Annotated in this window: 18 protein-coding genes; 15 read left to right on the forward strand and 3 right to left on the reverse strand. The window is 72.2% G+C overall.

Annotated features, from left to right (window positions below):
* The first annotated feature begins 80 nt into the window (after positions 1-80).
* The 15 genes from FB465_RS30885 (at position 81) to FB465_RS36050 (ending at position 17062) form a co-directional block, all read left to right on the forward strand.
* Entirely contained in the window at positions 81-812 is a 732-nt protein-coding gene (locus FB465_RS30885) for an eCIS core domain-containing protein (RefSeq protein ID WP_145795858.1), read from the forward strand.
* A 216-nt stretch (positions 813-1028) separates the two neighbouring features.
* Complete coding sequence (locus FB465_RS30890; protein ID WP_145795860.1) at positions 1029-4457, forward strand: phage tail protein; 3429 nt, start codon at positions 1029-1031, stop codon at positions 4455-4457.
* 166 nt (positions 4458-4623) lie between these two features.
* A complete protein-coding gene (locus FB465_RS30895; RefSeq protein WP_145795862.1) occupies positions 4624-6183 on the forward strand; it encodes a phage tail sheath family protein in 1560 nt (519 codons plus the stop codon).
* A gap of 30 nt (positions 6184-6213) precedes the next feature.
* A complete protein-coding gene (locus FB465_RS30900; RefSeq protein WP_145795864.1) occupies positions 6214-6657 on the forward strand; it encodes a phage tail protein in 444 nt (147 codons plus the stop codon).
* A gap of 7 nt (positions 6658-6664) precedes the next feature.
* The gene (locus tag FB465_RS30905; RefSeq protein ID WP_145795866.1) at positions 6665-7123 is read left to right on the forward strand and encodes a hypothetical protein; all 459 of its coding nucleotides are present in this window, start codon (positions 6665-6667) and stop codon (positions 7121-7123) included.
* Positions 7120-7275, forward strand: coding sequence for a DUF6760 family protein (locus FB465_RS36045; RefSeq protein WP_170290726.1), 156 nt, complete (start codon positions 7120-7122; stop codon positions 7273-7275). The genes FB465_RS30905 and FB465_RS36045 overlap by 4 nt, the downstream gene beginning before the upstream one ends.
* Before the next feature lie 585 nt (positions 7276-7860).
* The gene (locus tag FB465_RS30910; RefSeq protein ID WP_145795867.1) at positions 7861-9666 is read left to right on the forward strand and encodes a hypothetical protein; all 1806 of its coding nucleotides are present in this window, start codon (positions 7861-7863) and stop codon (positions 9664-9666) included.
* Between the two features lie 47 nt (positions 9667-9713).
* Positions 9714-10148, forward strand: a complete 435-nt coding sequence (locus tag FB465_RS30915) for a phage tail protein (RefSeq protein ID WP_145795869.1) — start codon at positions 9714-9716, stop codon at positions 10146-10148.
* 15 nt (positions 10149-10163) lie between these two features.
* Positions 10164-10919, forward strand: coding sequence for a CIS tube protein (locus FB465_RS30920; protein ID WP_145795871.1), 756 nt, complete (start codon positions 10164-10166; stop codon positions 10917-10919).
* A gap of 51 nt (positions 10920-10970) precedes the next feature.
* Complete coding sequence (locus FB465_RS30925; protein WP_145795873.1) at positions 10971-12827, forward strand: VgrG-related protein; 1857 nt, start codon at positions 10971-10973, stop codon at positions 12825-12827.
* A gap of 13 nt (positions 12828-12840) precedes the next feature.
* Positions 12841-13122 (forward strand): PAAR domain-containing protein, encoded by a 282-nt coding sequence (locus FB465_RS30930; RefSeq protein ID WP_145795875.1) that lies wholly within the window; start codon positions 12841-12843, stop codon positions 13120-13122.
* 8 nt (positions 13123-13130) lie between these two features.
* A complete protein-coding gene (locus FB465_RS30935; RefSeq protein WP_145795876.1) occupies positions 13131-13547 on the forward strand; it encodes a GPW/gp25 family protein in 417 nt (138 codons plus the stop codon).
* Complete coding sequence (locus tag FB465_RS30940) at positions 13547-15475, forward strand: putative baseplate assembly protein (protein WP_145795878.1); 1929 nt, start codon at positions 13547-13549, stop codon at positions 15473-15475. The genes FB465_RS30935 and FB465_RS30940 overlap by 1 nt, the downstream gene beginning before the upstream one ends.
* The gene (locus tag FB465_RS30945; RefSeq protein ID WP_145795880.1) at positions 15472-16047 is read left to right on the forward strand and encodes a phage tail protein; all 576 of its coding nucleotides are present in this window, start codon (positions 15472-15474) and stop codon (positions 16045-16047) included. Before FB465_RS30940 ends, FB465_RS30945 begins: the two co-directional genes overlap by 4 nt.
* Positions 16048-16354: 307 nt before the next feature.
* The gene (locus FB465_RS36050) at positions 16355-17062 is read left to right on the forward strand and encodes an NADase-type glycan-binding domain-containing protein (RefSeq protein WP_170290727.1); all 708 of its coding nucleotides are present in this window, start codon (positions 16355-16357) and stop codon (positions 17060-17062) included.
* On the opposite strand, the gene FB465_RS30960 is transcribed toward FB465_RS36050, so the two are convergent.
* The 3 genes from FB465_RS30960 to FB465_RS30970 form a co-directional block, all read right to left on the reverse strand.
* Positions 17049-18761 (reverse strand): AfsR/SARP family transcriptional regulator, encoded by a 1713-nt coding sequence (locus FB465_RS30960; RefSeq protein WP_170290728.1) that lies wholly within the window; start codon positions 18759-18761, stop codon positions 17049-17051. The two genes, FB465_RS36050 and FB465_RS30960, sit on opposite strands and share 14 nt — an antisense overlap.
* A 279-nt stretch (positions 18762-19040) precedes the next feature.
* A complete protein-coding gene (locus tag FB465_RS30965; protein WP_145795883.1) occupies positions 19041-20486 on the reverse strand; it encodes a DEAD/DEAH box helicase in 1446 nt (481 codons plus the stop codon).
* 181 nt (positions 20487-20667) lie between these two features.
* Positions 20668-20871: a cold-shock protein gene (locus FB465_RS30970; RefSeq protein ID WP_034090357.1), complete on the reverse strand. Its 204-nt coding sequence runs from the start codon at positions 20869-20871 to the stop codon at positions 20668-20670.
* Positions 20872-20923: the final 52 nt, after the last annotated feature.

A 20923-nucleotide genomic window follows, 5' to 3' on the forward strand; every position in this document is an offset into this window, starting at 1 on the left:
GTGGGTGAGCAGATCCTGGCCGGGAGGCGGCGCCGGGAACAGGGTGGAGTGGGTCACTCCGCGCCGAGTCTGGGGGAGAGATGCACGATCACGAACACGAGGCCGACTGCCCGGCTCCTGCCAGACCGAGGGCGGAGCGTGAGGCCGCCGTGCCCACCGGGCTGCTGATGAGGGCGGCGGCCGGCGGCAGGGCAGACGTCCTGGGGCCGGCCGGGGTGCTCCGGCTGCAGCGGACGGCCGGCAACGCCGCCGTCGGCGCGGCGCTGGAGGAGCAGCGCTCCCCGGTCCATGACGTGGTGTCCTCGGGAGGCCAGGCGCTGGACCCCGACCTCAGGACCGACATGGAGGCACGGCTCGGCCACGACTTCGGCGATGTCCGCCTGCACACCGACGCGGCGGCGCACGACTCCGCGAAGGCCGTGAACGCGCATGCCTACACGGTCGGTTCGCACGTCGTCTTCCAGCGGGACGCGTACGACCCGAACTCGCACCAGGGGCGCACCACGCTGGCCCACGAGCTGACCCATGTCATCCAGCAGCGCTCCGGTCCGGTGGACGGGACCGAGACCGGTGGGGGCATCAAGGTCAGCGACCCGTCCGACCGCTTCGAGCGCGAGGCGGCGGCCAACGCCGACCGCGTGATGGCCGATCCCGTACCAGACCCGGGCCCTGCCTCTGCTCCTACTTCTGCCGCTGCCGTGACCGGCAGTGCGCCTGCCGTACAGCGCTCGGCCGAGGAGGAGGAGACGCCGGTCCAGGGGCTCTTCGTCCAGCGGGCCGAGGACACCGAGGAGGACGAGGCCCCGGCCTAGAGCGTCCGCCCGAGGTGAGGCAGCGGGCCGACCACAGGGGCGCGGGGCCCTGCTTGATCAACTGCGTGCGCGAGATCGGAAGGCAACGGCCTGTACCCTCCCGCCTCGCGCAGTCCCTCGCGGCCCTTGGGATGCCCAATCCTGATCGATGGCCGACCGGCGGAGCCTCTTGGCCGCCGGCAGCCCAAGTCCGCCGACGCAGCTGAGGAGCGGCGCGTGAAGGCTCTGCCCGACCGGTCCGCCGGTTCCGCCGGTTCGACCGGTGAGGATTCGGCCCGTACCCCGGTGACGAGGCGCGTCGAGCAGGAGGCGCCGGGCGGCGCTCCGACGCGCCCGGTCGACCCCCGTGCGCTCCAGCGGTTGCAGGGACGGGCGGGCAATGCGGCGGTGTCCCGCCTGCTCGCCCAGCGGACCGGGCCGACGGTGCAGCGACTGGCGGGCGGCTCCTCGGCGCTCCCGGTGGCGCCGACCGGTACCGGGCCCGCGACGGATCCCCGGTTCAAGTCGGCCGTCGCCGACGTCTCTTCGAAGAAGAAGGCACTCACCAAGCACGCCCCTCCGGCGGCCGAGGCGAAGGCGGCCCGGGACGCCGCCGTGGCGCCGGCCGACGACAAAGAGGCCCAGGGCAAGGCGGCACAGGTCGAGAAGATGGGTGCGGCCAAGCCCGGCACCTTCGACAAGGCCGCCTTCATCGCCGCCGTCAACCAGGCCGTGTCCGCGCAGTCGCCGAAGAACCTGGACGAGGCCGACAAGTTCGCCTCCTCCGGCAAGGCCGACGCGATCAAGAACCAGGTGCTGGGCCAGGTCACCACCGGCAAGCAGACCTCGGCCAAGGACGTGGCCGAGAAGGCGGCCGAGACGCCCGACACCTCACGGGCGGTGGAGAAGCAGGTGACCGCCCTGCCGGGCCGCCCCGCCGCGCCGGTACCGCCCGGCCCCGACCCGGTCGCCGCCACCGTCGCACCGGCCCCGCCCGAGCAGACCGACCTCAGCACCACCCCGCAGCAGACCGACGCCAAGATGGCCGAGGCCAACATCACCCCGGAGCAGCTGGCCGCCTCCAACGAGCCCCAGTTCAAGCAGACCCTGGACGCCAAGCAGGCGGCCGACACCCACGCGGCCACCGCCCCGGCCGCCTTCCGCGCCGCCGAGCAGCAGAAGCTGGCGACCGAGCGGGCCGGCGCGGCGGCCGTCGGCACGGCGGGGATGCAGGGCATGACGGCGGCCAAGTCCGCCTCGGGCGGCCATGTGACGGCCAAGCAGACCGCGGCGAAGGCCGGTGAGGAAGAGGCCCGCGCCAGGATCTCGGCCGAGCTCAAGGCGGTCTACGACGCCACCAAGGCGGATGTCGACAAGCTCCTGGCCGACCTGGACGGACAGGTGGCCACGGCGTTCGAGCAGGGCGAGGCTCAGGCGAAGGCAGCCTTCACGGCTGACCACCAGGCCAGGATGCAGCGGTACAAGGACCAGCGGTACGCGGGTGTGTCGGGCGCGGCGCAGTGGGTGATCGACCAGTTCAAGGGCCTGCCGCCGGAGGCCAACGAGCTCTTCCAACTCTCGCGGCAGCTCTACGAGTCGAAGATGCAGGCGGTCATCTCGGGCATCGCCGACCTGGTCGGCAGGCAACTCGGCGAGGCCAAGGCGCGGATCGCGCGCGGCCGGGACGAGATCGCCAAGGTCGTCGGCCGGCAGCCGGTGGAGCTGCAGAGGATCGCCTCGGAGGCGTCGCAGGGGATCGCCGGCCGGTTCGACGAGCTGGACTCCTCGGTCGACGAGAAGTCCAAGAGCCTGGTCGACGACCTGGCGCAGCGCTACGTCGCGGCGCGGGGCGCGATCGACGAGGAGATCAAGGCGCTCCAGGCCGAGAACAAGGGCCTGCTGGACGCGGCGATGGGTGCCCTCCTGGAGACCGCCGAGACCATCAAGAAGCTCGCGGACATGATCGTGGGCGTCGCCGCCCGGGCGGCCGGCGCCATCGACAAGATCATCTCCAAGCCGATCGAGTTCCTCGGCAACCTGGTCAACGCCGTGAAGGCCGGCGTGATGGGTTTCGCCGCCAGGGCGGGCGAGCACCTGAAGGCCGGGCTCAAGCAGTGGCTGTTCGGCCAGCTCTCGGCGGGCGGCATCGAGATCCCCGAGACCTTCGACGCCAAGGGCATCATCAAGCTGGTCCTGTCGATCCTCGGGCTCACCTGGGCCAACATCCGCTCACGCATCGTCAGGCAGATCCCCGAACCGGCGATGAGGGCGCTCGAGACCTCCTTCGAGATGGTCAAGATCCTGATGGCCGAGGGGGTCGGCGGCCTCTGGCGGTGGATCGTCCAGAAGATGGGCGACGTCAAGGACATGGTGGTCGGCGCGATCAAGGACTTCGTCCTGGAGAAGATCGTCACTGCCGGTGTCACCTGGATCGTCAGCATGCTCAACCCGGCCTCGGCCTTCATCCGGGCCTGCAAGGCGATCTACGACATCGTCATGTTCTTCGTCAACAAGGCCGCCCAGATCAAGAGTTTCGTGGACTCCGTCCTCGACTCCATCGAGGCCATCGCCGCCGGGGGCGGTGGCGCCGTCCCGGGCCTCATCGAGTCCAGCCTCGCCAAGGCCATCCCGGTCGTCCTGGACTTCCTGGCGAGCCTCCTCGGCCTGGGCGGCATCTCCGAGAAGATCAAGTCCATCCTGGCCAAGATCCAGGCCCCGGTCACGAAGGCCGTCGACTGGGTGATCAGCAAGATCGTGGCGGCGGGCAAGAAGCTCCTGGGCAAGCTCTTCGGGAGGAACAGGGACGGGCAGGATCCGCGAACTCCGGAGCAGAAGAAGGCTGCTGTTCATGCGGCGAGGCTGGAGGCGGAGCGCAAGCTCCAGGCTGAGGGCGCCACTCCGAAGTCGGTCCGGGCGGCGCTGTCCGGGATCAAGGAGACTCACGGGTTGGCCTCGATCGAGCTCGTCGAATCGCCGAACCAGGAATATCACGTGGCCGTGGCGATCAACCCGAACGAGAAGACGGACCCGAAGAAACTGACGGCGGGACTCGACCTTGATGAGGTCCGGGCAGCCGTGGCCAGGGCGCGCACTCAGCTGGCCGCCGCCCAGCAGAGGTTGAAGGACACACCAGGGACTCCGCTGCTGGCGTGCGGCGGGGGCCTCACCAGAACTGTCGGAGGGGGCAGGCGCAGCGCGGCCGAGGCCAATTCCCGCGCGAACGAGCGCGACCCGGACGAGCACCGGAGCATCCTGGCAGCGACTGATGCGGCCGCTGCCAGGCGTTGGTTGGAGGCTGATGCCGCAAGGTGGGAGGAGTTGGGGAAGGTTCCCAAGGACTGGACGGGGACGGGTGGGCAGGCTGCCGGGTCGGGGGCCGGGAGCGGTGCGCATATCCCGACACCCGGATTCCGCGATGCAAGGGGTCTGCCGGGAAGCGCGAGCATTGTTCACGCCGAGAAGATGGTGTACCGGGCGGCCCAGCTCTACGGTGCGGGTACGAACGCCATTGGTGTGACACTCCATCAGTGCGACGACTGTCAGAGCTGGTTCCTGAGTCAGGCCAGAACCGCCGGGAAGTTTCTCGTGGTGGCAGATCCCGCAGTCATTCGGATCTTCCTTCCGGACGGGACGATGACAACGCCCGCGCATCTCGGCCTCGGCTGACCACGAGAGCCACCTGTGTACGTCATCCCGGGCCGTTCCGTGCACCCGGTCGGTGCCCGATGGGGCAGCCGGGGCTACCCGAAGCGCCGTACGGTCGGTCATGACCTTGGTGGGGCGGCAGGGACAGTCTGGGCGTACCCAGTTGGGGGTTTGAAGGGGGCTGAGGATGCCGTCGTACCTGTCGCCAGGCGTTTACGTCGAAGAGGTCGAGGCCGGATCGCGCCCGATCGAGGGTGTGGGGACGGCGGTGGCCGCGTTCGTCGGGCTGGCCGCGCAGGGGCCGTACAACTCGCCCACCCTGGTGACCAACTGGAGCCAGTACACGCGGGAGTTCGGTGACTTCACCGAGGGCTCGTACCTGGCGCACGCGGTCTACGCGTACTTCCTCAACGGCGGCGGCGTCTGCTACGTGGTACGGGTCGGCGCGGCCCCCGAGTCCGCGCCGGCCGCCGCGACCGGCGGCAAGCGCGGCGGAAAGGCCGCACTTCCGGCCGGCCCGCGGGCCGCGCTGGACGCCTTCCGGGTGGCCGGGCTCGAGGGAGCCGGCGAGGGGCTCTCCGTCGAGGTGGCGGATGCGGGCGGTGAGTCGCCGGCCGAGGACGCGTTCACGCTGAGGGTCAGGCGCGGGGACCAGGTGGAGGAGACCTTCGAGGTCTCGGCCAAGCGCAGCCAGCGCAACTACGTGGTGACGGTGGTCCGCGAGCGCTCGCGGCTGATCGTGGTCGAGGAGGCGGCGGCGGCCAACGCCCTGGCGCGCCCCGGGAACCAGACCGTCGCCGTCCCGCCCGCTCCCGCCCCGGCGGCCGTCCCGAGCGGCCTCACCCCGGCCGAGTACGTCGGCAACGCGGACGACCGTACGGGCTTCGCCGGGCTGGAGGCGGTCGACGAGGTCACCATGCTGGCCGTCCCCGACCTGATGAGCGCCTACGAGCAGGGCGCGCTGGACGCCGAGCAGGTCAAGGCCGTCCAGCTCGCGATGATCGCGCACTGCGAGCTGATGGGGAACCGGGTCGCGATCATCGACCCGCTGCCCGACCTGAGCCCGCAGCAGGTCAAGGACTGGCGGCTGGTCGGGGCCGGCTACGACTCCAAGTACGCGGCGCTGTACTACCCGTGGATCAAGGTCGCGGACCCTGCCACCGGGCAGAACCGCTTCGTCCCGCCGAGCGGTGCGATCGCGGGCATCTGGGCCCGCAACGACGACAGTCGCGGGGTGCACAAGGCGCCGGCCAACGAGGTGGTGCGCGGCGCCGTCGACCTGACGGTCAATCTGACCAAGGGGGAGCACGACCTGCTCAACCCGATCGGGGTGAACTGCATCCGGGCCTTCCCCGGCCGCGGCATCCGGGTCTGGGGAGCCCGGACGCTCTCCTCCGACCCGAGCTGGCGCTACCTGAACGTCCGCCGGCTCTTCAACTACCTGGAGGAGTCGATCCTGATCGGCACCCAGTGGGTGGTCTTCGAGCCGAACGACGACGCGCTCTGGGCCCGGATCCGCCGGACGATCTCGGCTTTCCTGGTCAACGAATGGCGAAAGGGCGCGCTGTTCGGGCTCACCCCGGACGAGGCCTTCTACGTCAAGTGCGACCGGGAGACCAACCCGGCCGAGGGCATCGACGCGGGCCAGGTGGTCTGCGAGATCGGTATCGCGCCGGTGAAGCCGGCCGAGTTCGTGATCTTCCGGCTGGCCCAGTTCTCGGGCGGGACCAGCCTCGTCAACGAGTAGGGCTCTTTCGGCAGAAGGCGGTAGCTGGTCATGGCACTTCCCGACATGGACACCTCGGTCGGCCACTCCTTCGGGCTGGAGTTCGACGGTGTGGTCATCAAGCAGATCAACGAGGTGAGCGGCCTGAAGATGGAGCAGGACGTCATCGAGCTCAAGCAGAACACCGCCGACGGCAAGTACGTCATCAAGAAGCTCCCGGGCCGCCCGAAGGCGGGCGAGGTGACGCTGACGCGCGGGCTGACGGCGGACAACAGCTTCGAGAAGTGGGTGAAGGACTCGCGCTTCGGCAAGATGGGCGACGTCCGCAAGGGCGGCGCGATCATTGTCTTCGACTACGAGGGCCGCCCCATCAAGCGCTACACCCTGGTCAACGCCTGGCCGAAGAGCCTGGAGATCGGCTCGCTCAAGGCCGGCGACACCAGCGTGCTCACGGAGAAGATCGTGATCACGTACGAGCAGATGGACGTGGCGTGAGGCCCTGATGCGTCGACAGATTGCGGCCTCCGCGGAGGCCCCCCCGCTCTCGGAGCGCCGATCCTCCGAGGGCCGGTCCTCCGACTCCGGGGAGCGGATGCGGACGGAGTTCGGGTTCGAGCTGCCGCGTGGTTACGTGGACGATGCCGGGCAGGTGCACCGGGCGGGCGTGATGCGGCTGGCCACGGCCCGGGACGAGCTCGTACCGCTGCGGGACGACCGGGTCCGGGAGAACCCGGCCTACCTGTCGGTGGTGCTGCTGGGCCGGGTGGTGACGCGGATCGGCGGGGTGACGGACGTGCACGCCGGGGTCATCGAGGACCTGTTCGCCTCGGATCTGGCCTTCCTTCAGGACTTCTACCGCCGGATCAACGCCGAGGGCCACACCAGGGCCCAGGTCACCTGCCCGTCCTGCGCCTGCGACTTCGCGGTGGACCTCGCCGGCGGCCGCCTGGGGGAATCGTGACGTACGCGACCGAGCGGTTGTACGAGGAGGTCGCGTACGTCGCCTACCACTTCCACTGGCCGCTGGACTCCATCCTCGACCTCGAGCACCCCGAGCGGCTGCAGTACGTTGCCCAGATCGCCCGGTTGAACACCCTTGCCTCGGGTCGGTGAGCGGTCATGGGATGGTGGGCGAGGCTGACCGGGCGGGGGGTGGAGCAGGGCCCCCTCGGACCGGCGCGGCGGGCTCCCGAGCCCGGCTGGCGGGACCTGCCCGTGCAGCGGCTCACCTTCGGCGCGCCCGAGCTGGTCGCGGACCCGCAGGGCTTCCGGGCCGGGCTGGCGACTTGGCGGGACCCGTCGTTCCTCGCGCCGCTCGGCCATCTGGTCTCTGCGCAGGCCCCTTCCGGGACGGGGCACGGGCTTGCGGAGCCGACCCGTGCGGCGGAGGTCCGGTTCCCGGCCCGGGCGGGGCGGGTGGGGGCGGGTGACGCCGGGGCGACGGTCCAGCGGGCGGTGGTGGATGCGGGTGAAGTCGCCGTCGGACTCCAGGCGCCGGAGAGCCCGGTTGTGACCTCCGGCCCGGTCGCCTTGTCGGTCTCCGTTCCTGCAGCGGGTTTGCCTGCGGTTGCCGCACCGGGCAGTGTCCAGCGGACGAGAGAGGAGACCGCTCTTCATCCACCGGGGGACGAGGAGATACGGCAGCCTCCAGCCGACATGACGGTCATTCAGATCCCTGCGGATGGGGGGACTGCACCGGTGGGGGACCGCCGCGAGGAGGTGCGGGGCACGCCGCTGCAGCGTGTTCCGCAGGAGCCGGGACGGGAGCTGACGGTGGCCCGTACGGTCGACCTGCCGGTCAGGACCCTGACGGTGGCTCCACGCGACGAGAGGACTCCGACCGTCTCTGACGCAGGTGGGCCGGCCGGGCGGGGAGAAGCGGACCCGGTCTTCGTGCCGGAGGCTGCGCAGGCTGAGCTGGTGGGCGACCGTCCGCCGGCGAAGGGGGCGGTGGAGCCGGTGGTGCAGCGGATGGAGGCCGAGCCGGCCGGCCGTGTGCACCGCCCGCAACCGGTCGGCGTGGATGATCGGGGAGCTGACGTGGTGTCGGCCCCGCTCGTCGGCGACCGTCCGCTGGTCCAGGGGATCGAGCAGCCGCCTGCACTGGTGGAGGCCAGGCAGGATGATCAGGGGCCTGAGGCGGTGTCGGTTCCGCTGGTCGGGGCGCGTCCGCCGGTGCAGCGGATGGAGGAGCCGCCTGCACTGGTGGTGGCGAGGCAGGATGATCAGGGGCCTGAGGTGGTGTCGGTTCCGCTGGTCGGGGCGCGTCCGCCGGTGCAGCGGATGGAGGAGCCGCCTGCACTGGTGGAGGCCAGGCAGGATGATCAGGGGCCTGAGGTGGCGTCGGTCCCGCTGGTCGGTGACCGTCCGCTGGCTACCGGGTCGGTGGAGCCGGCAGTGCAGCGGATCGAGCCGCTGTCCACGACGGATGTGAACCCGCCCGAGGTTGCGACGCCCGCGGCTCCGGTGCAGCGTCGGTTGGGCCTGGGCGCTCCGCTCTCCGCTCCACCGCCGTCGGTGCAGCGCAGTGCGTCCCCGCCGCAGGTCCAACTGCCGCTGCGAAGCAGGGTCGGTGAGCCGATGCCGGAGGTGCCGCGCCTCCCGGAAACGCCGGCGCCGGACCGGGACCGGGAAGTAGCAGGCCCGGTGGTCGGTGATCCGCTGCCGCCTGGTGAGACCGTGGCCCCGCTACTGGCCGATTCACCGCCCATGGTGCTGCAGCGGACGGAAGCAAGCCCGCCCGAGACTGACTCCGCCGTAGCCCCCGTACCGATGCCCCCGCGAGCCGAGCCCGGCCCGCAGGTACGCGCCGGGGGTGAGAGCCAGGCCGTCCGCCCCGTGCCGCTGCAAAGCTCACGGGTACCGCGGCCGGAGCCGGAGGGCCGGGTGGGCCTGGTGGGGGAGCGCGGTCTGGAGCTGCGCGCTGCGCCAACTCCGGTGCAGCGTACGGACGAAGATGCCCAAGGGCAGCCACTGGCGGCCGTGCCGGAGGCCCGGGTCGCCTCGGTCGGCGGGGTGCCCGCCCCGCGTCCGCCGTCGGTGCAGCGCGTCATCCAGGCCGCCGCACCGCGCGTGGCTCCCCCCGCGCCTAAGCCGACCGACCCGGGATCGGTCGCGGTGGCGGCAGGCATAGCTCAGCGCATGCCGGACGGCTCCGTGCTGTTCGCACCACCGCTGCCGGTGCCAGGACCGGAATCGCCACCTGCCACCCTCACTCAACTGCCCTATGTGCAGCGAGTGTACGAGCCGCAGCCCGAGCCCGCTCCCGTACAGCGAGCCCCCGACCCGCCCTCGCCCGACCCCCCGCCCGCCGCGCCGCCCGAGCCGGCCACGACGCCCCAGGCCTCCGCACCACCGCCACCACCACCGCAGCCGCAGGCGGCGCAGGCGGAGAGCACCGACGACCTGGTCCGCCGCCTGATCGACCCGCTGAGCAGGCTGCTCAGGGCCGAGCTCCGCCTGGACCGCGAACGCGCCGGGCTGCGGCTCGACGGCAGGAACTGACCGACTCACCCGCTTCACCGACCCACCAGCAGAAGGGAGATGCGCGGATGGCCGACGACGACCCGGCGGTGAGCGTGTGCTTCATCGTCAAGATCGACGACTTCAGCCTCGGGGCGTTCAACAGCTGCGAGGGTCTGGGCTGCGAGGTGGTGATGGAGCAGCGTGAGGAGGGCGGCAACAACGGTTACGTGTGGCAACTGCCGTCCCGGATCAAGTACTCCAACATCAAGCTCACCCGTCCGGTGACCAAGGACACCGAGAAGGTCACCCGGTGGATCGCCGGGATGGTCTCCGGTGTCACGCGCAAGACCGGCCAGATCAGCGCGATGACGGCGGACGGCAGGGTCGTCGCCCGCTGGAGCCTGATGGACGTGGTCCCGGTCCGCTGGCAGGGGCCTTCGCTGAGCCCGGAGAACGCGAAGGTCGCCACGGAGACGCTGGAGATCGCGCATCACGGCTTCCTCGACTCCGGTCGCGGCTGAGCGGGGGCGCGCCCGATGTCATCCTCCCCTGTCGCGTTCAGCGCGGCCTCCAGTGGCCCGTCCGGCGGCGGCCGGCCCAAACTGGAGCGCGCGTACCTGGAGTTGCGGCATCCCCCGGCGGACGGCGGTACGAGTGCGCCGGGCCCGCACCTGAGCAAGATCGACTTCCAGTTCAACCCGAAGGAGCTCAGCCTCGCCAAGGCGGCGAAGTGGGAGCGGAAGACCGCCCGGGGAGCCAAGACCGCGGGCCCGGCGGAGTTCAAGGGGCCCGAGCCGAGCAAGCTCACCCTGGAGATGTTCTTCGACGCCACGGACCGTCAGGACGACCGGGTGGTCCAGGCGGTGGAGCAGCTGTTCTCCTGCTGCGTGCCGACCTCCCAGACCCACAGCAAGCAGCAGGGCGTACCCCCGTGGGTGATCTTCCACTGGGGCGGGCTGACCGGTTTCGTCGGGTACATCAGCCAGGTGCAGGCGAAGTACACCCTCTTCACGGCGGGCGGCCTGCCGATCAGGGCGGTCTGCCAGGTCACCCTGGAGGAGCTCAGCGGCGAGAAGGCGGGCCAGAACCCCACCTCGGGTGCCCTGGCCGCCCGGCGGGTGCACCGGGTGGTGGCGGGGGACACCCTCGCGCTGCTCGCCTGGCGGGAGTACGGCGACCCGGGCGCCTGGCGGGAGATCGCCGAGGCGAACGGCATCGACGACCCGATGCGCCTGCGACCCGGCACCGAGCTGCTGCTGCCCGGCGCGGAGGAACTGACCGGCACGCCCTGACCCCAACCCCTGACCCAATCCCCGACCCCAACCACCGGAGGTGAGCGCACCATGGCCGGAGAGAGCTTCGCCAACACCCTTGCCGTCGAGGCGGCCGGCCGGCCGCTGCCCGCCGGGGTGGCCGAGCTGCTGGTCTCCGGGTACGTCGACGACAGCCGTCGACTGCCCGACCTCTTCGTGCTCCGCTTCCGGGACCCGCACCACCTCGTCCTGCAGAAGGCGGGCATCACCATCGGTACACCCCTGCGGCTGTACGCCCGCGCGGGGGACGATCCGCAGCGCCAACTCCTGGTCTCCGGCGAGGTCACCGCCCTGGAGATCGACCTCGACTCCACCGGCACCTTCACCGTCGTCCGGGGCCTCGACCACTCCCACCGGCTCTTCCGCGGCCGCCGGGTGGCCGCCTACCGGCAGATGACCGCCTCCGACATCGCCACCGCGGTGGCTCGCCGGGCCGGGCTGCCGCTCGGCACGGTGGACGCCACCACGGCCGTCCGGCCGTACGTCACCCAACCTAGCGTCACCGACTGGGAGTTCCTGCAGCAGCTGGCGGCCGGCGCCGGACGCGAGGTGGCCGTGGTCGACGGGAAGTTCGAGTTCCGCCGTCCCGCCGAGGCGGCCGCCGCCCCCGGCACCTCGACGCCCGTCCGGTCGAGCCCGTTCGTGCTGGAGCTGGGCCGCAACCTGCTGCGCTGCCACGCCATGGTGACCTCGGCCGACCAGGTACGGGAGGTCGAGGCCAGGGGCTGGGACGTCCAGGCGAAGCGGGCCGTGGTCGGCCATGCCCCGGCCGGCAGCACCGACCGGCTCTCCCTCGGGCTGACCCCGAAGCAGGTCGCCGATCCCTTCGGCGAGTCGGTCTTCCTCGCCACCGACGTGCCGTACGGCACCCAGGCCGAGGCGGACCAGGCGGCCCGCTCGCTCGCCGCCGACGTCGCCTCCTCCTTCGCGGAGCTCGAGGCGGTGGCGATGGGGATCCCCAGGCTTCGCGCCGGCACCGCCGTGACGCTCACCAACGTCGGCGCGCCCTTCGAGGGCAAGTACACCGTGACCTCCACGCGCCATGTCTTCGACCCGGCCGTGGGCTACCAGACCTGGGTCACCGTCAGCGGGCGGTCCGACCGCTCGCTCTTCGGGCTCACCTCGGGCGGCGGTGGCTCCCGGCCGAGCAGCGCCCGGATCCCGGGCCTGGTCAGCGCGACGGTCACGGACACCCGGGACCCGCAGGGGCAGGGGCGGGTCAAGCTCTCCTTTCCCTGGCTGTCGGAGGAGTACGTCAGCGACTGGGCCCGGACGGCGCAGCTCGGCGGTAAGAGCGGGGGCGGAGTGTTCAGCCCCGAGGTCGGCGACGAGGTGCTGGTCGGCTTCGAGCAGGGCCTGGTCGACCACCCGTACGTGGTCGGCGGCCTCTACAACGGGGTGGACCACCCCTCCGGCCACGACGGGGACCTGGTGGACTCCACCAGCGGTGCGATCAACCGGCGCTCGCTGGTCTCGCGCAGCGGGAACCGGCTGGAGCTGCTGGACAGCGCCTCCGGCCCCAAGGGCGTCCGGCTCTCCACGGGTGACGGCAAGCTCACCCTTCACCTGGACGAGAAGCAGACCTCCGTCGTGGTGCACAGCGACGGCACCGTGGTCGTCGAGGCCAAGGAGAAGGTGACCGTCCGCGCCGACCAGGGAATCTCCGTCGACGCGGGCAGCGGAAAGCTCGAACTGGCCGGCCAGTCCGTCGAGGTGACGGCCCGCTCGGGCGTCCAGCTGGACGGCGGTTCGGGTGCGCTGAAGCTGCAGACACAGGGCCAGGTCGACGTCCAGGGAACGACGGTCGGGGTCAACGGCCGGGCCAGCACCGAGATCAAGGGCGGGGCCACCTGCTCGATCAGTGCCGCACTGGTGAAGATCAACTGAAGGAGTACGGGACATGCCTCCTGCCGCCAGGGTCGGCGACCCCACCGGACACCCGGGCGTCATCGGGCCGCCCGGGGTGCCGACCGTGCTCATCGGCGGTATGCCGGCCGCGGTGGTGGGCACCCCGCACATCTGCTCATTCCCCCCGCCGGCCGTCCACCCGCCGAGCGCCATCGCCCCGCCCGGCTGTCCGACCGTGCTGATCGGCGGCATGCCCGCAGCCCGGCTGGGGGACATGGCCGCCTGCGGTGCCCCGGTGATCCTGGGCTGCCCGACCGTCCTGATCGGCGGGTGACGGCGGCCATGGGCGAGCAGTTCACCGGCGCCGGCTGGGCCTTCCCGGTACGGACCGACCCGACCGGCTCGATCGCGCTGGTCACCATGGAACGGGAGATCGAGGAGAGTATTCGGCTGATCCTCGGCACCGCACCGGGTGAGCGGCCGATGCGGCCGATGTTCGGCTGTGCCATCCACGACCATGTCTTCGCCCCGGCCGACGCCGCCACGGCGGGTCTGCTGGCGTACGAGGTACGGCTGTCGCTCGAGCGCTGGGAGCCCCGGATCGAGCTGGTCGACGTCACCGTCAGCTTCGACGCGGTGGACTCCGGCACGCTCTACATCGACATCCGCTACGCGCTGCGCGGCACCAACGACCCGCGCAACCTGGTCTTCCCGTTCTACGTCATCCCCTCTCACGACGGCCCGGAAGGCGGGGCCTGATGGCACTGCCGCAACCCAACCTGGACGACCGCCGCTTTCAGGCCCTCGTGGACGAGGCCAAGCGGATGGTGCAGCAGAGCTGCCCGGAGTGGACCGACCACAACGTCTCCGACCCGGGCATCACCCTGATCGAGACCTTCGCCCACATGGTCGACCAGCTGCTCTACCGGCTCAACCGGGTGCCGGACAAGAACCACCTGGCCTTCCTCGACCTGATCGGGGTCCAGCTCTTCCCGCCGGCCGCCGCCCGCACCGACGTCACGTTCTGGCTCTCCGCCCCGCTGCCGCAGCCCGTCGAGGTGCGCCCCGGTACGGAGGTGGCGACCCTGCGGACCGAGACCGAGGAGGCGGTGGTCTTCACCACGGAGAGGGAACTCTCCATCCTCCCCTGCGAGTTGTCGCACCTTGCGGGCGGCGCCCAGGGCACCGTCACCGACCGCGACACCGACCTGGCGGACGGCCGGGGGACGCCCTGTTTCTCGATGACCCCGCAGGTCGGCGACCTCCTGCTGTTCGGCCTCTCCCAGCCCGTACCGCACTGCGTGGTCGCGCTCCGGCTCGACTTCCCGGTCAAGGGGCACGGCATCAACCCCCGGCACCCACCGCTGACCTGGGAGGCCTGGACGGGCGAGGGCTGGACGGCCTGCGAGGTCGACGGTGATGCCACCGGCGGGTTCAACCGCCCCGGCGATGTCATCCTGCACGTCCCTCCGGGGCACACGGCCTCGGTGGAGGCGGGACACCGGGCCGGCTGGCTGCGCTGCCGGGTCACCCCGGTCGTCCCCGGGCAGCCGGCCTACTCCGCGACTCCCGTGCTGATCTCGGCGCGGGCCTTCACCATCGGCGGCACCGCCTCCGCCGCCCACGCCGAGGTCGTCCGGGGCGAGCTGCTGGGCCCGTCCGAGGGCGTGCCCGGGCAGTCCTTCACGGTGGCCCGCCCTCCGGTGGCGGCCGGCGGAGAGCCGGTCGTGCTGGAGGTGGGCGGCGAGGAGTGGCAGAAGGTCGAGGGCTTCGGCGGCTCCACCGAGGACGACCGCCACTTCCGGCTCGACCGGACCACCGGCGAGATCACCCTCGGCCCGGCCCTGCGCGAACCCGACGGCACCCTGCGCCGGCACGGCGCGGTACCTCCCAAGGGCGTGCCGATCCGCGTCCGTTCCTACCGGACGGGCGGCGGCCGCCGGGGCAACGTCGCGCGCGGCGCTCTCACTGTGCTGCGCAGCTCGATCCCGTACGTCGCCCGGGTGGAGAACCGGCAGGCGGCGAGCGGGGGAGTGGACGGCGAGGACGTTGCCAACGCTCGCCTGCGCGGCCCGATCGTGCTGCGCACCAGGGGGCGGGCCGTCACGGCCGAGGACTACGAGGAACTGGCCCGGGAGGCCGCGCCGGAGGTCGGGCGGGTCCGCTGCGTGGCCACGGAGAGCGGCCCGGACGCCGGCGGGGTCCGGGTGCTGCTGGTCCCCCGGGCGCAGGACGACGGGCAGGGGCGGCTCGACTTCGCCGGGCTGGCCTGCTCGGACGAGCTGCTCGGCCAGGTCACCCGCTTCCTCGACGAGCGGCGGCTGCTCGGCGCCCGACTCCTGGTCGAGCCGCCGTACTATCAAGGGGTCACCGTGGTCGCCGAGTTGCAGGCGAAGCCCGGCCACTCGCGAGGTGCCCTGCAGCGGGCGGCGCTGACCGCGCTCCACCGCCACCTCAACCCGCTCACCGGCGGGCCGGAGGGGACTGGCTGGCCGTTCGGCCGGCCGGTGCAGTCCGGGGAGGTGTTCGCGGTGCTGCAGCAGCTGCCCGGGGTCGAACTGGTCGACCGGGTACGGCTGTTCCCGGCCGATCCGCGCACCGGGCAGCGCGGCGAGGCGACCGACCGCGTGCAACTCGGACCGCACGCCCTGGTCTTCTCCTACGAGCACCAGGTGCGGGTCGGGTGAGCGGGGAAGCGGCCGGCGGTCGGACCTCGCTCCCCGGGCTCGGCACCCGGCACCCGATCGGGGGCCAACTGCCCGCCGTCTACGCCGAGGACGACTTCCTCCATCGCTTCACCGCCGCCCTGGACGAGGTGCTCGCACCCGTGCTCTGCACCCTCGACAACCTGCCCGCCTACTTCGATCCGGAGCTGGCGCCGGAGGACTTCCTGGCCTACCTGGCGCGCTGGGTCGGCGCGCAGCAGGCGGCCGAGCGGGAGCGTGAAGCGGTGGCCAGGGCCGTGCAGTTGCACGCCCTGCGCGGCACCCGGGCGGGTCTGGCGGCCCAGGTGCGGCTGGCGTTCGGGGTGGAGCCCGAGATCGAGGAGAGCGGCGGCGCAGCCTGGTCGGCGGTGCCGGGCGGCCCGCTGCCGGGAACGGCGGTACCGGGCCTGCTGGTTCGGCTGCGGGTGGCGGACCCGGCATCGGTCGACCGCCGGGCGCTGACGGCGCTGGTGAGCGCGGGCTGTCCGGCTCACCTGGTGCCGAGGGTGGAGATCGTGACGACGGGAAGGGAGGAAGCCCATGGTGACCTGTGAGGCCTGCGGGCGCCCGTGCACACGCGGCGAGGACTTCTGCGGTGGGTGCGGGGCCTATCTGTCCTGGGAGGGGCAGCCCGAGGCCACGCCTGCCCCGACCGTGCCACCCCGGCCGTCCGAACCGCCCGTCGTGCCTGCTGCTCCACCTGTTCCTCCACTTGCTTCTCCACCCGCCGGGGCGCCCGCCGAGCCGGTGGCGGTTGCCGTTCAGCCGGGTCGGCCCGTGGAGCCGGCCCTCACGACGGCTGCCCGGCCCCAGAGCGAACCGCCGCCTGCGCCAGGCGAGTTGATCTGTGGCCAGTGCGGCGTGGGGAACGTCCCGACCCGCCTGTTCTGCCGCCGTTGCGGCGCCTCGCTCAAGGACGCCCCGGTCGCCGCCAAGCCTCCGTGGTGGCGTCGGCTGCTCACCCGGCGCCCGCGCCCGAAGCCGCTCGCGGGTGAGCGGCCGAGGCAGCGGGCGTGGCGGCGGCCTCGGCTGGTGGTGCCGCTGCTGGTGCTGCTGCTCCTGGCCGGTGGGGCCTTCGCCCTCCGGGGGCGGCTGGCCTCCGGCGTGGAGGTCGTCCGGGACCGCATGGCGACGCCGCAGCAGATCCACGCGGTCACCCTCCGGGCCTCCAGCGAGGACCCGGCGCACCCCGCCAAGCTGGCTGCCGACGGTACCACCGACCGCTACTGGGCTCCCGCCCGCACCGGCGACGGCAAGGGCGAGTACCTGGAGGCGGGGTTCGCCGAATCGTTCCGCCTGCTGGACGTCGTGGTCCACCCCGGAACCTCCGCCAACGCGGAGCAGTTCCTCACCCAGGCGCGCCCGCAGTCACTCGCCCTCACCCTGACCGCCTCCGACGGCACGGTGACCGTGCGGCACCTGAAGCTCGCCGACTCGCCGGGCCCGCAGCGCTTCCACGTCGCGGTGAGCGGCGTGGTGCGCGTACGGCTGACCGTGGAGTCCAGCTTCGGCTCGGCCCAGGAGCGGCGGGTGGCCGTGGCGGAGATCGAGTTCTTCAGGCGACCGTGAGATCCCCCAGGCCCGGTTCGCCGGCACCCGGGGAGACGGAGGGCAGCCCGAGCGAGAGCAGCATCCGGGCGTGCCCCTTACGGCTCCGCTCGGCAGCGGCCGTGTCCCCGCACCGTTGCTGGGCCGCGATCAGCGTCTGCCAGGCGTCGTCCCGGAACGGGTCGATGTCCAGGCTCCGGCCGGCGGCCTGGGCGGCGGCCGGCGGCCGCCCGCCGGCGAGCTCGAGCTTGGCGAGTGCGAGCGCCGCCTCGGCGGCCGTACGCCGGTAGTGCTCGCGGCGGTCCACCACCCACTCGGCGGGTCCGTCCTCGGGCAGCAGGTCCCCGGTGTACGTGTCCAGCGCGAGGCGCAGCGCCTGGGCGGCCACCCTCGGCCGGCCGGCGGCAATGGCGCGCAGTCCCTCGGCGACGGCGGTCTCGAACCGTCGCAGGTCGCAGCTCGCCTGCGCCGGGATCCGCAGCACGTACGCCTCGCCGGAGCGCACCAGCAGCTGGGCGGCGCCCCGTCCGACCCCCGGCTCCAGGAACGTGCGCAGCGTCGAGACGGCGACGTGCAGCGCCCGGGCGGCGGTGGCGGGTGGGCGGTGCGGCCAGAGCGCTTCCATCAGCAGCTCGCGGTGAACGGGTCGGCCGGGGTGGATGGCCAGCATCCGCAGCAGGGCGCGGGCGCGGGGCCGGACCAGGCTCCAGTCCAGCGGCCGGTCGCCGAGGGTGAGGTCGAAGCCGCCGAAGCAGCGTACGGCGACGGCGGGTTCGGCGGGGGCGGTGGCCCGGCCCACCGGTCGTGGCTCGGCCGTGCCCCGGCTGGCCGGCCTGCGGGCCAGGTGCTCGCGCAGCAGCGGGACCCAGTGGAACGTACCGGCATCCCGGCCAGGCTCCAACAGGCCGCGGTCGTTGGCCAGTTCGTCCAGCAGCCAGGTGCTGTCCGGGCTGCCGAGCAAGGCGTCGCAGCGTTCCGGGTCGAGTACGGGAAGCGCGCTCACCTGCTCCAGGAACCCGAGCAGCCGGTCGGGCAGGGCTCCGAGCACTTCGCGGTCGAGATAACCGCGGGTCAGCAGCCCCAGGGCGGTCGCATCGAGACGGTGGACGAGTACCGGGCGAAGCAGGTGGAGGACGGCGGGCCAGCCCAGGGTGAGGGCCGCCAGGTCGTCCGGCCCCTGCGGGGCGTTGCCGAGGAACTCTCGGGTCTCGTCCGTCCGGAACCGCAGGTCCGCCGCCCGGAGCACGGTGGTGCCGAGCAGCTCACGCCGGGTCAGGTTGAGCAGCGGGAGCCGTCGGCCGGCCGCCACCACCCGGAGATTGGGCGGTGCCAGCAGGGCGATCTCCTCCAGGGCGTGTTCCGCCGCCGTGCCGTGGATCAGGTGGAGGTCGTCGACGAGGAGCAGCACCGGGCCCGGCCGGCGCTCGACGGCGAGCACGCACGTCTCGACGCTCAGCTTGCGCGTCACGCTGGGCAGTTGGCGGGCGATAGCGGCGAGCAGCGACTCCGGCTCGGTGGTCCCGCGGCACGGGCGCCACCGTACGACCTGCCCCGGGAAGCGGTCGGCGTACTGTGCCAGCACGGTGGTCTTGCCGTACCCGGCGGGCGCGACGAGCAGCGCCAGCCGCTCGGACGCGTCCTCGGCGAGCCGGGCCAGCGCGTGCTCACGGACGAGCGTGACGCCGTGGCCGGGGCCGAGTCTGCAGGGGTCGTCGCGCATGTCTGCTGTACTCCCACCTGTCCCGTGAGGTGACCTCAGATGGTGCTCGCGAAAGAGCATCGATCACTGTAGGTGGTCCTCCGGTCGCGCACCAGATGTCTGTGGAGGTTCACTCGCGGCTGTGGCCGAGTTGTGGGCAACCGAACATGATCGGGTGACCAGAGACAGGGGCGCGGGGAACTGCGCGAAGCGGAAGGCAACGGTCTGCAGCCTTCCGCTTCGCGCAGTTCCCCGCGCCCCTGTGGTGACCCTGCTGCCTCGGCCAAGGGACCGTCAGTGTCAGGCAGCGAGCCCCGTGCGCCCTGGTGCGGCGGCCCGGGAGCCGCGGCTGGTGGGGGCGGCGCCGCGACGGGGGCCGCCCCGGTAGGAGGAGGAGGGGCGGCGGCGGGGGCGTTCGACCACCGGGTCGGGCACTACGACGGGCACGCCGGTGGGCACGCGGGCGCCGGTGATCCGGGCGAGCTCCGCGTCGCCGGACTGCACCCGGGCGGAGCCGGGGGTGATGCCGGCGGTGGCCATCAGGCGGGCCGTCGCCCGGCGCTGGTTGGGCAGCACCAGGGTGACCACGGTGCCGGACTCGCCCGCGCGGGCGGTGCGGCCGCCGCGGTGCAGGTAGTCCTTGTGGTCGGTCGGCGGGTCGACGTTCACGACCAGGTCGAGCCCGTCGATGTGGATGCCGCGGGCGGCGACGTTGGTGGCGATCAGCGCGGTGACCTCACCCGTACGGAACTGCTCGAGGGTGCGGGTCCGCTGCGGCTGGGACTTGCCGCCGTGCAGGGCGGCGGCCTTCACGCCGTTGGCCAGTAGGTTCTCCACCAGGCGGTCCGCGCCGTCCTTGGTGTCCGTGAACATGATCACCCCGCCGTCACGGGAGGCGATGTGGGCGATGGCCGCGTTCTTGTCCGAGCTCTGCACATGCAGCAGGTGATGCTCCATGGTGCTGACCGTGGCGGCGGAGGGGTCCACCGAGTGGGTCACCGGATCTTCGAGGAAGCGGCGGACCAGCCGGTCGACGTTCCGGTCGAGCGTGGCCGAGAAGAGCATGGTCTGGCCGTCGGGGGCCACCTGCTCGAGCAGCTCGGTGACCTGCGGCAGGAAGCCCATGTCGGCCATCTGGTCCGCCTCGTCCAGGACGGTGATCGAGACCTCGTCGAGCCGGCAGTCGCCCCGTTCGATCAGGTCCTTGAGCCGGCCCGGTGTGGCCACGACGACCTCGGCGCCCCGGCCCAGTGCATGGGCCTGGCGGCTGATCGGCATCCCGCCGACCACGGTCGCGAGCCGGAGCCGGACCGAGTGGGCGTACGGCATGAGCGCCTCGGTGACCTGCTGGGCGAGCTCACGGGTGGGGACCAGCACCAGGGCCAGCGGGCGGCGCGGCTCGGCCCGGCGTCCGGCGGTGCGGGCCAGCAGCGCGAGGCCGAAGGCGATGGTCTTGCCGGAGCCCGTACGGCCGCGGCCGAGGACGTCGCGTCCGGCCAGTGCGTTCGGCAGGGTGGAGGCCTGGATCGGGAAGGGAGCGGTGACGCCCTTGCGGGTCAGCGTGGTGAGCAGGGCCGCCGGCATGTCCAGCTCGTCGAAGGACTCGACGGCGGGGAGGGCGGGTGTGGTGCTCACGGGCAGTGCGAACTCGCTCTGCCTGGAAGGCCGTTGGCGGCTCGACGAACGCTGCGGGCCGGCCGGGCGGGAGCCGGTACTTCGGTGCGGGCTACGGGTGGGTCGGGTCATGCGAGAACCTTCCTCGGGGGTCGCCTGTCGAGGAAGACTCCGCAGCGCAGGGCCGCACGAAGGCCACGAGAACGAACCAGAAATATGGGACCGGGCGTGGGCGGCCGAACGGCCAGGGGCCCGCACCGTGCGTGTACACGATGCGGGCCCCTGCTGCGTAGCGGATGCCGATGCAGTGAAATCAGAGCGGGCGAATGTTCTCCGCCTGCGGGCCCTTCTGGCCCTGCGTGACGTCGAACTCGACCTTCTGGCCCTCAAGCAGCTCGCGGAAACCCTGAGCGTTGATGTTCGAGTAGTGGGCGAAGACGTCGGCGCCGCCACCGTCCTGCTCGATGAAGCCAAAGCCCTTTTCCGCGTTGAACCACTTCACGGTGCCAGTAGCCATCTATGTATCTCCTTCATGGGGCTCTCCGAAGCCCGCGATTTTGCGCGCTTCG

Source organism: Kitasatospora atroaurantiaca, assembly GCF_007828955.1.
Classification (GTDB): Bacteria; Actinomycetota; Actinomycetes; order Streptomycetales; family Streptomycetaceae; genus Kitasatospora; species Kitasatospora atroaurantiaca.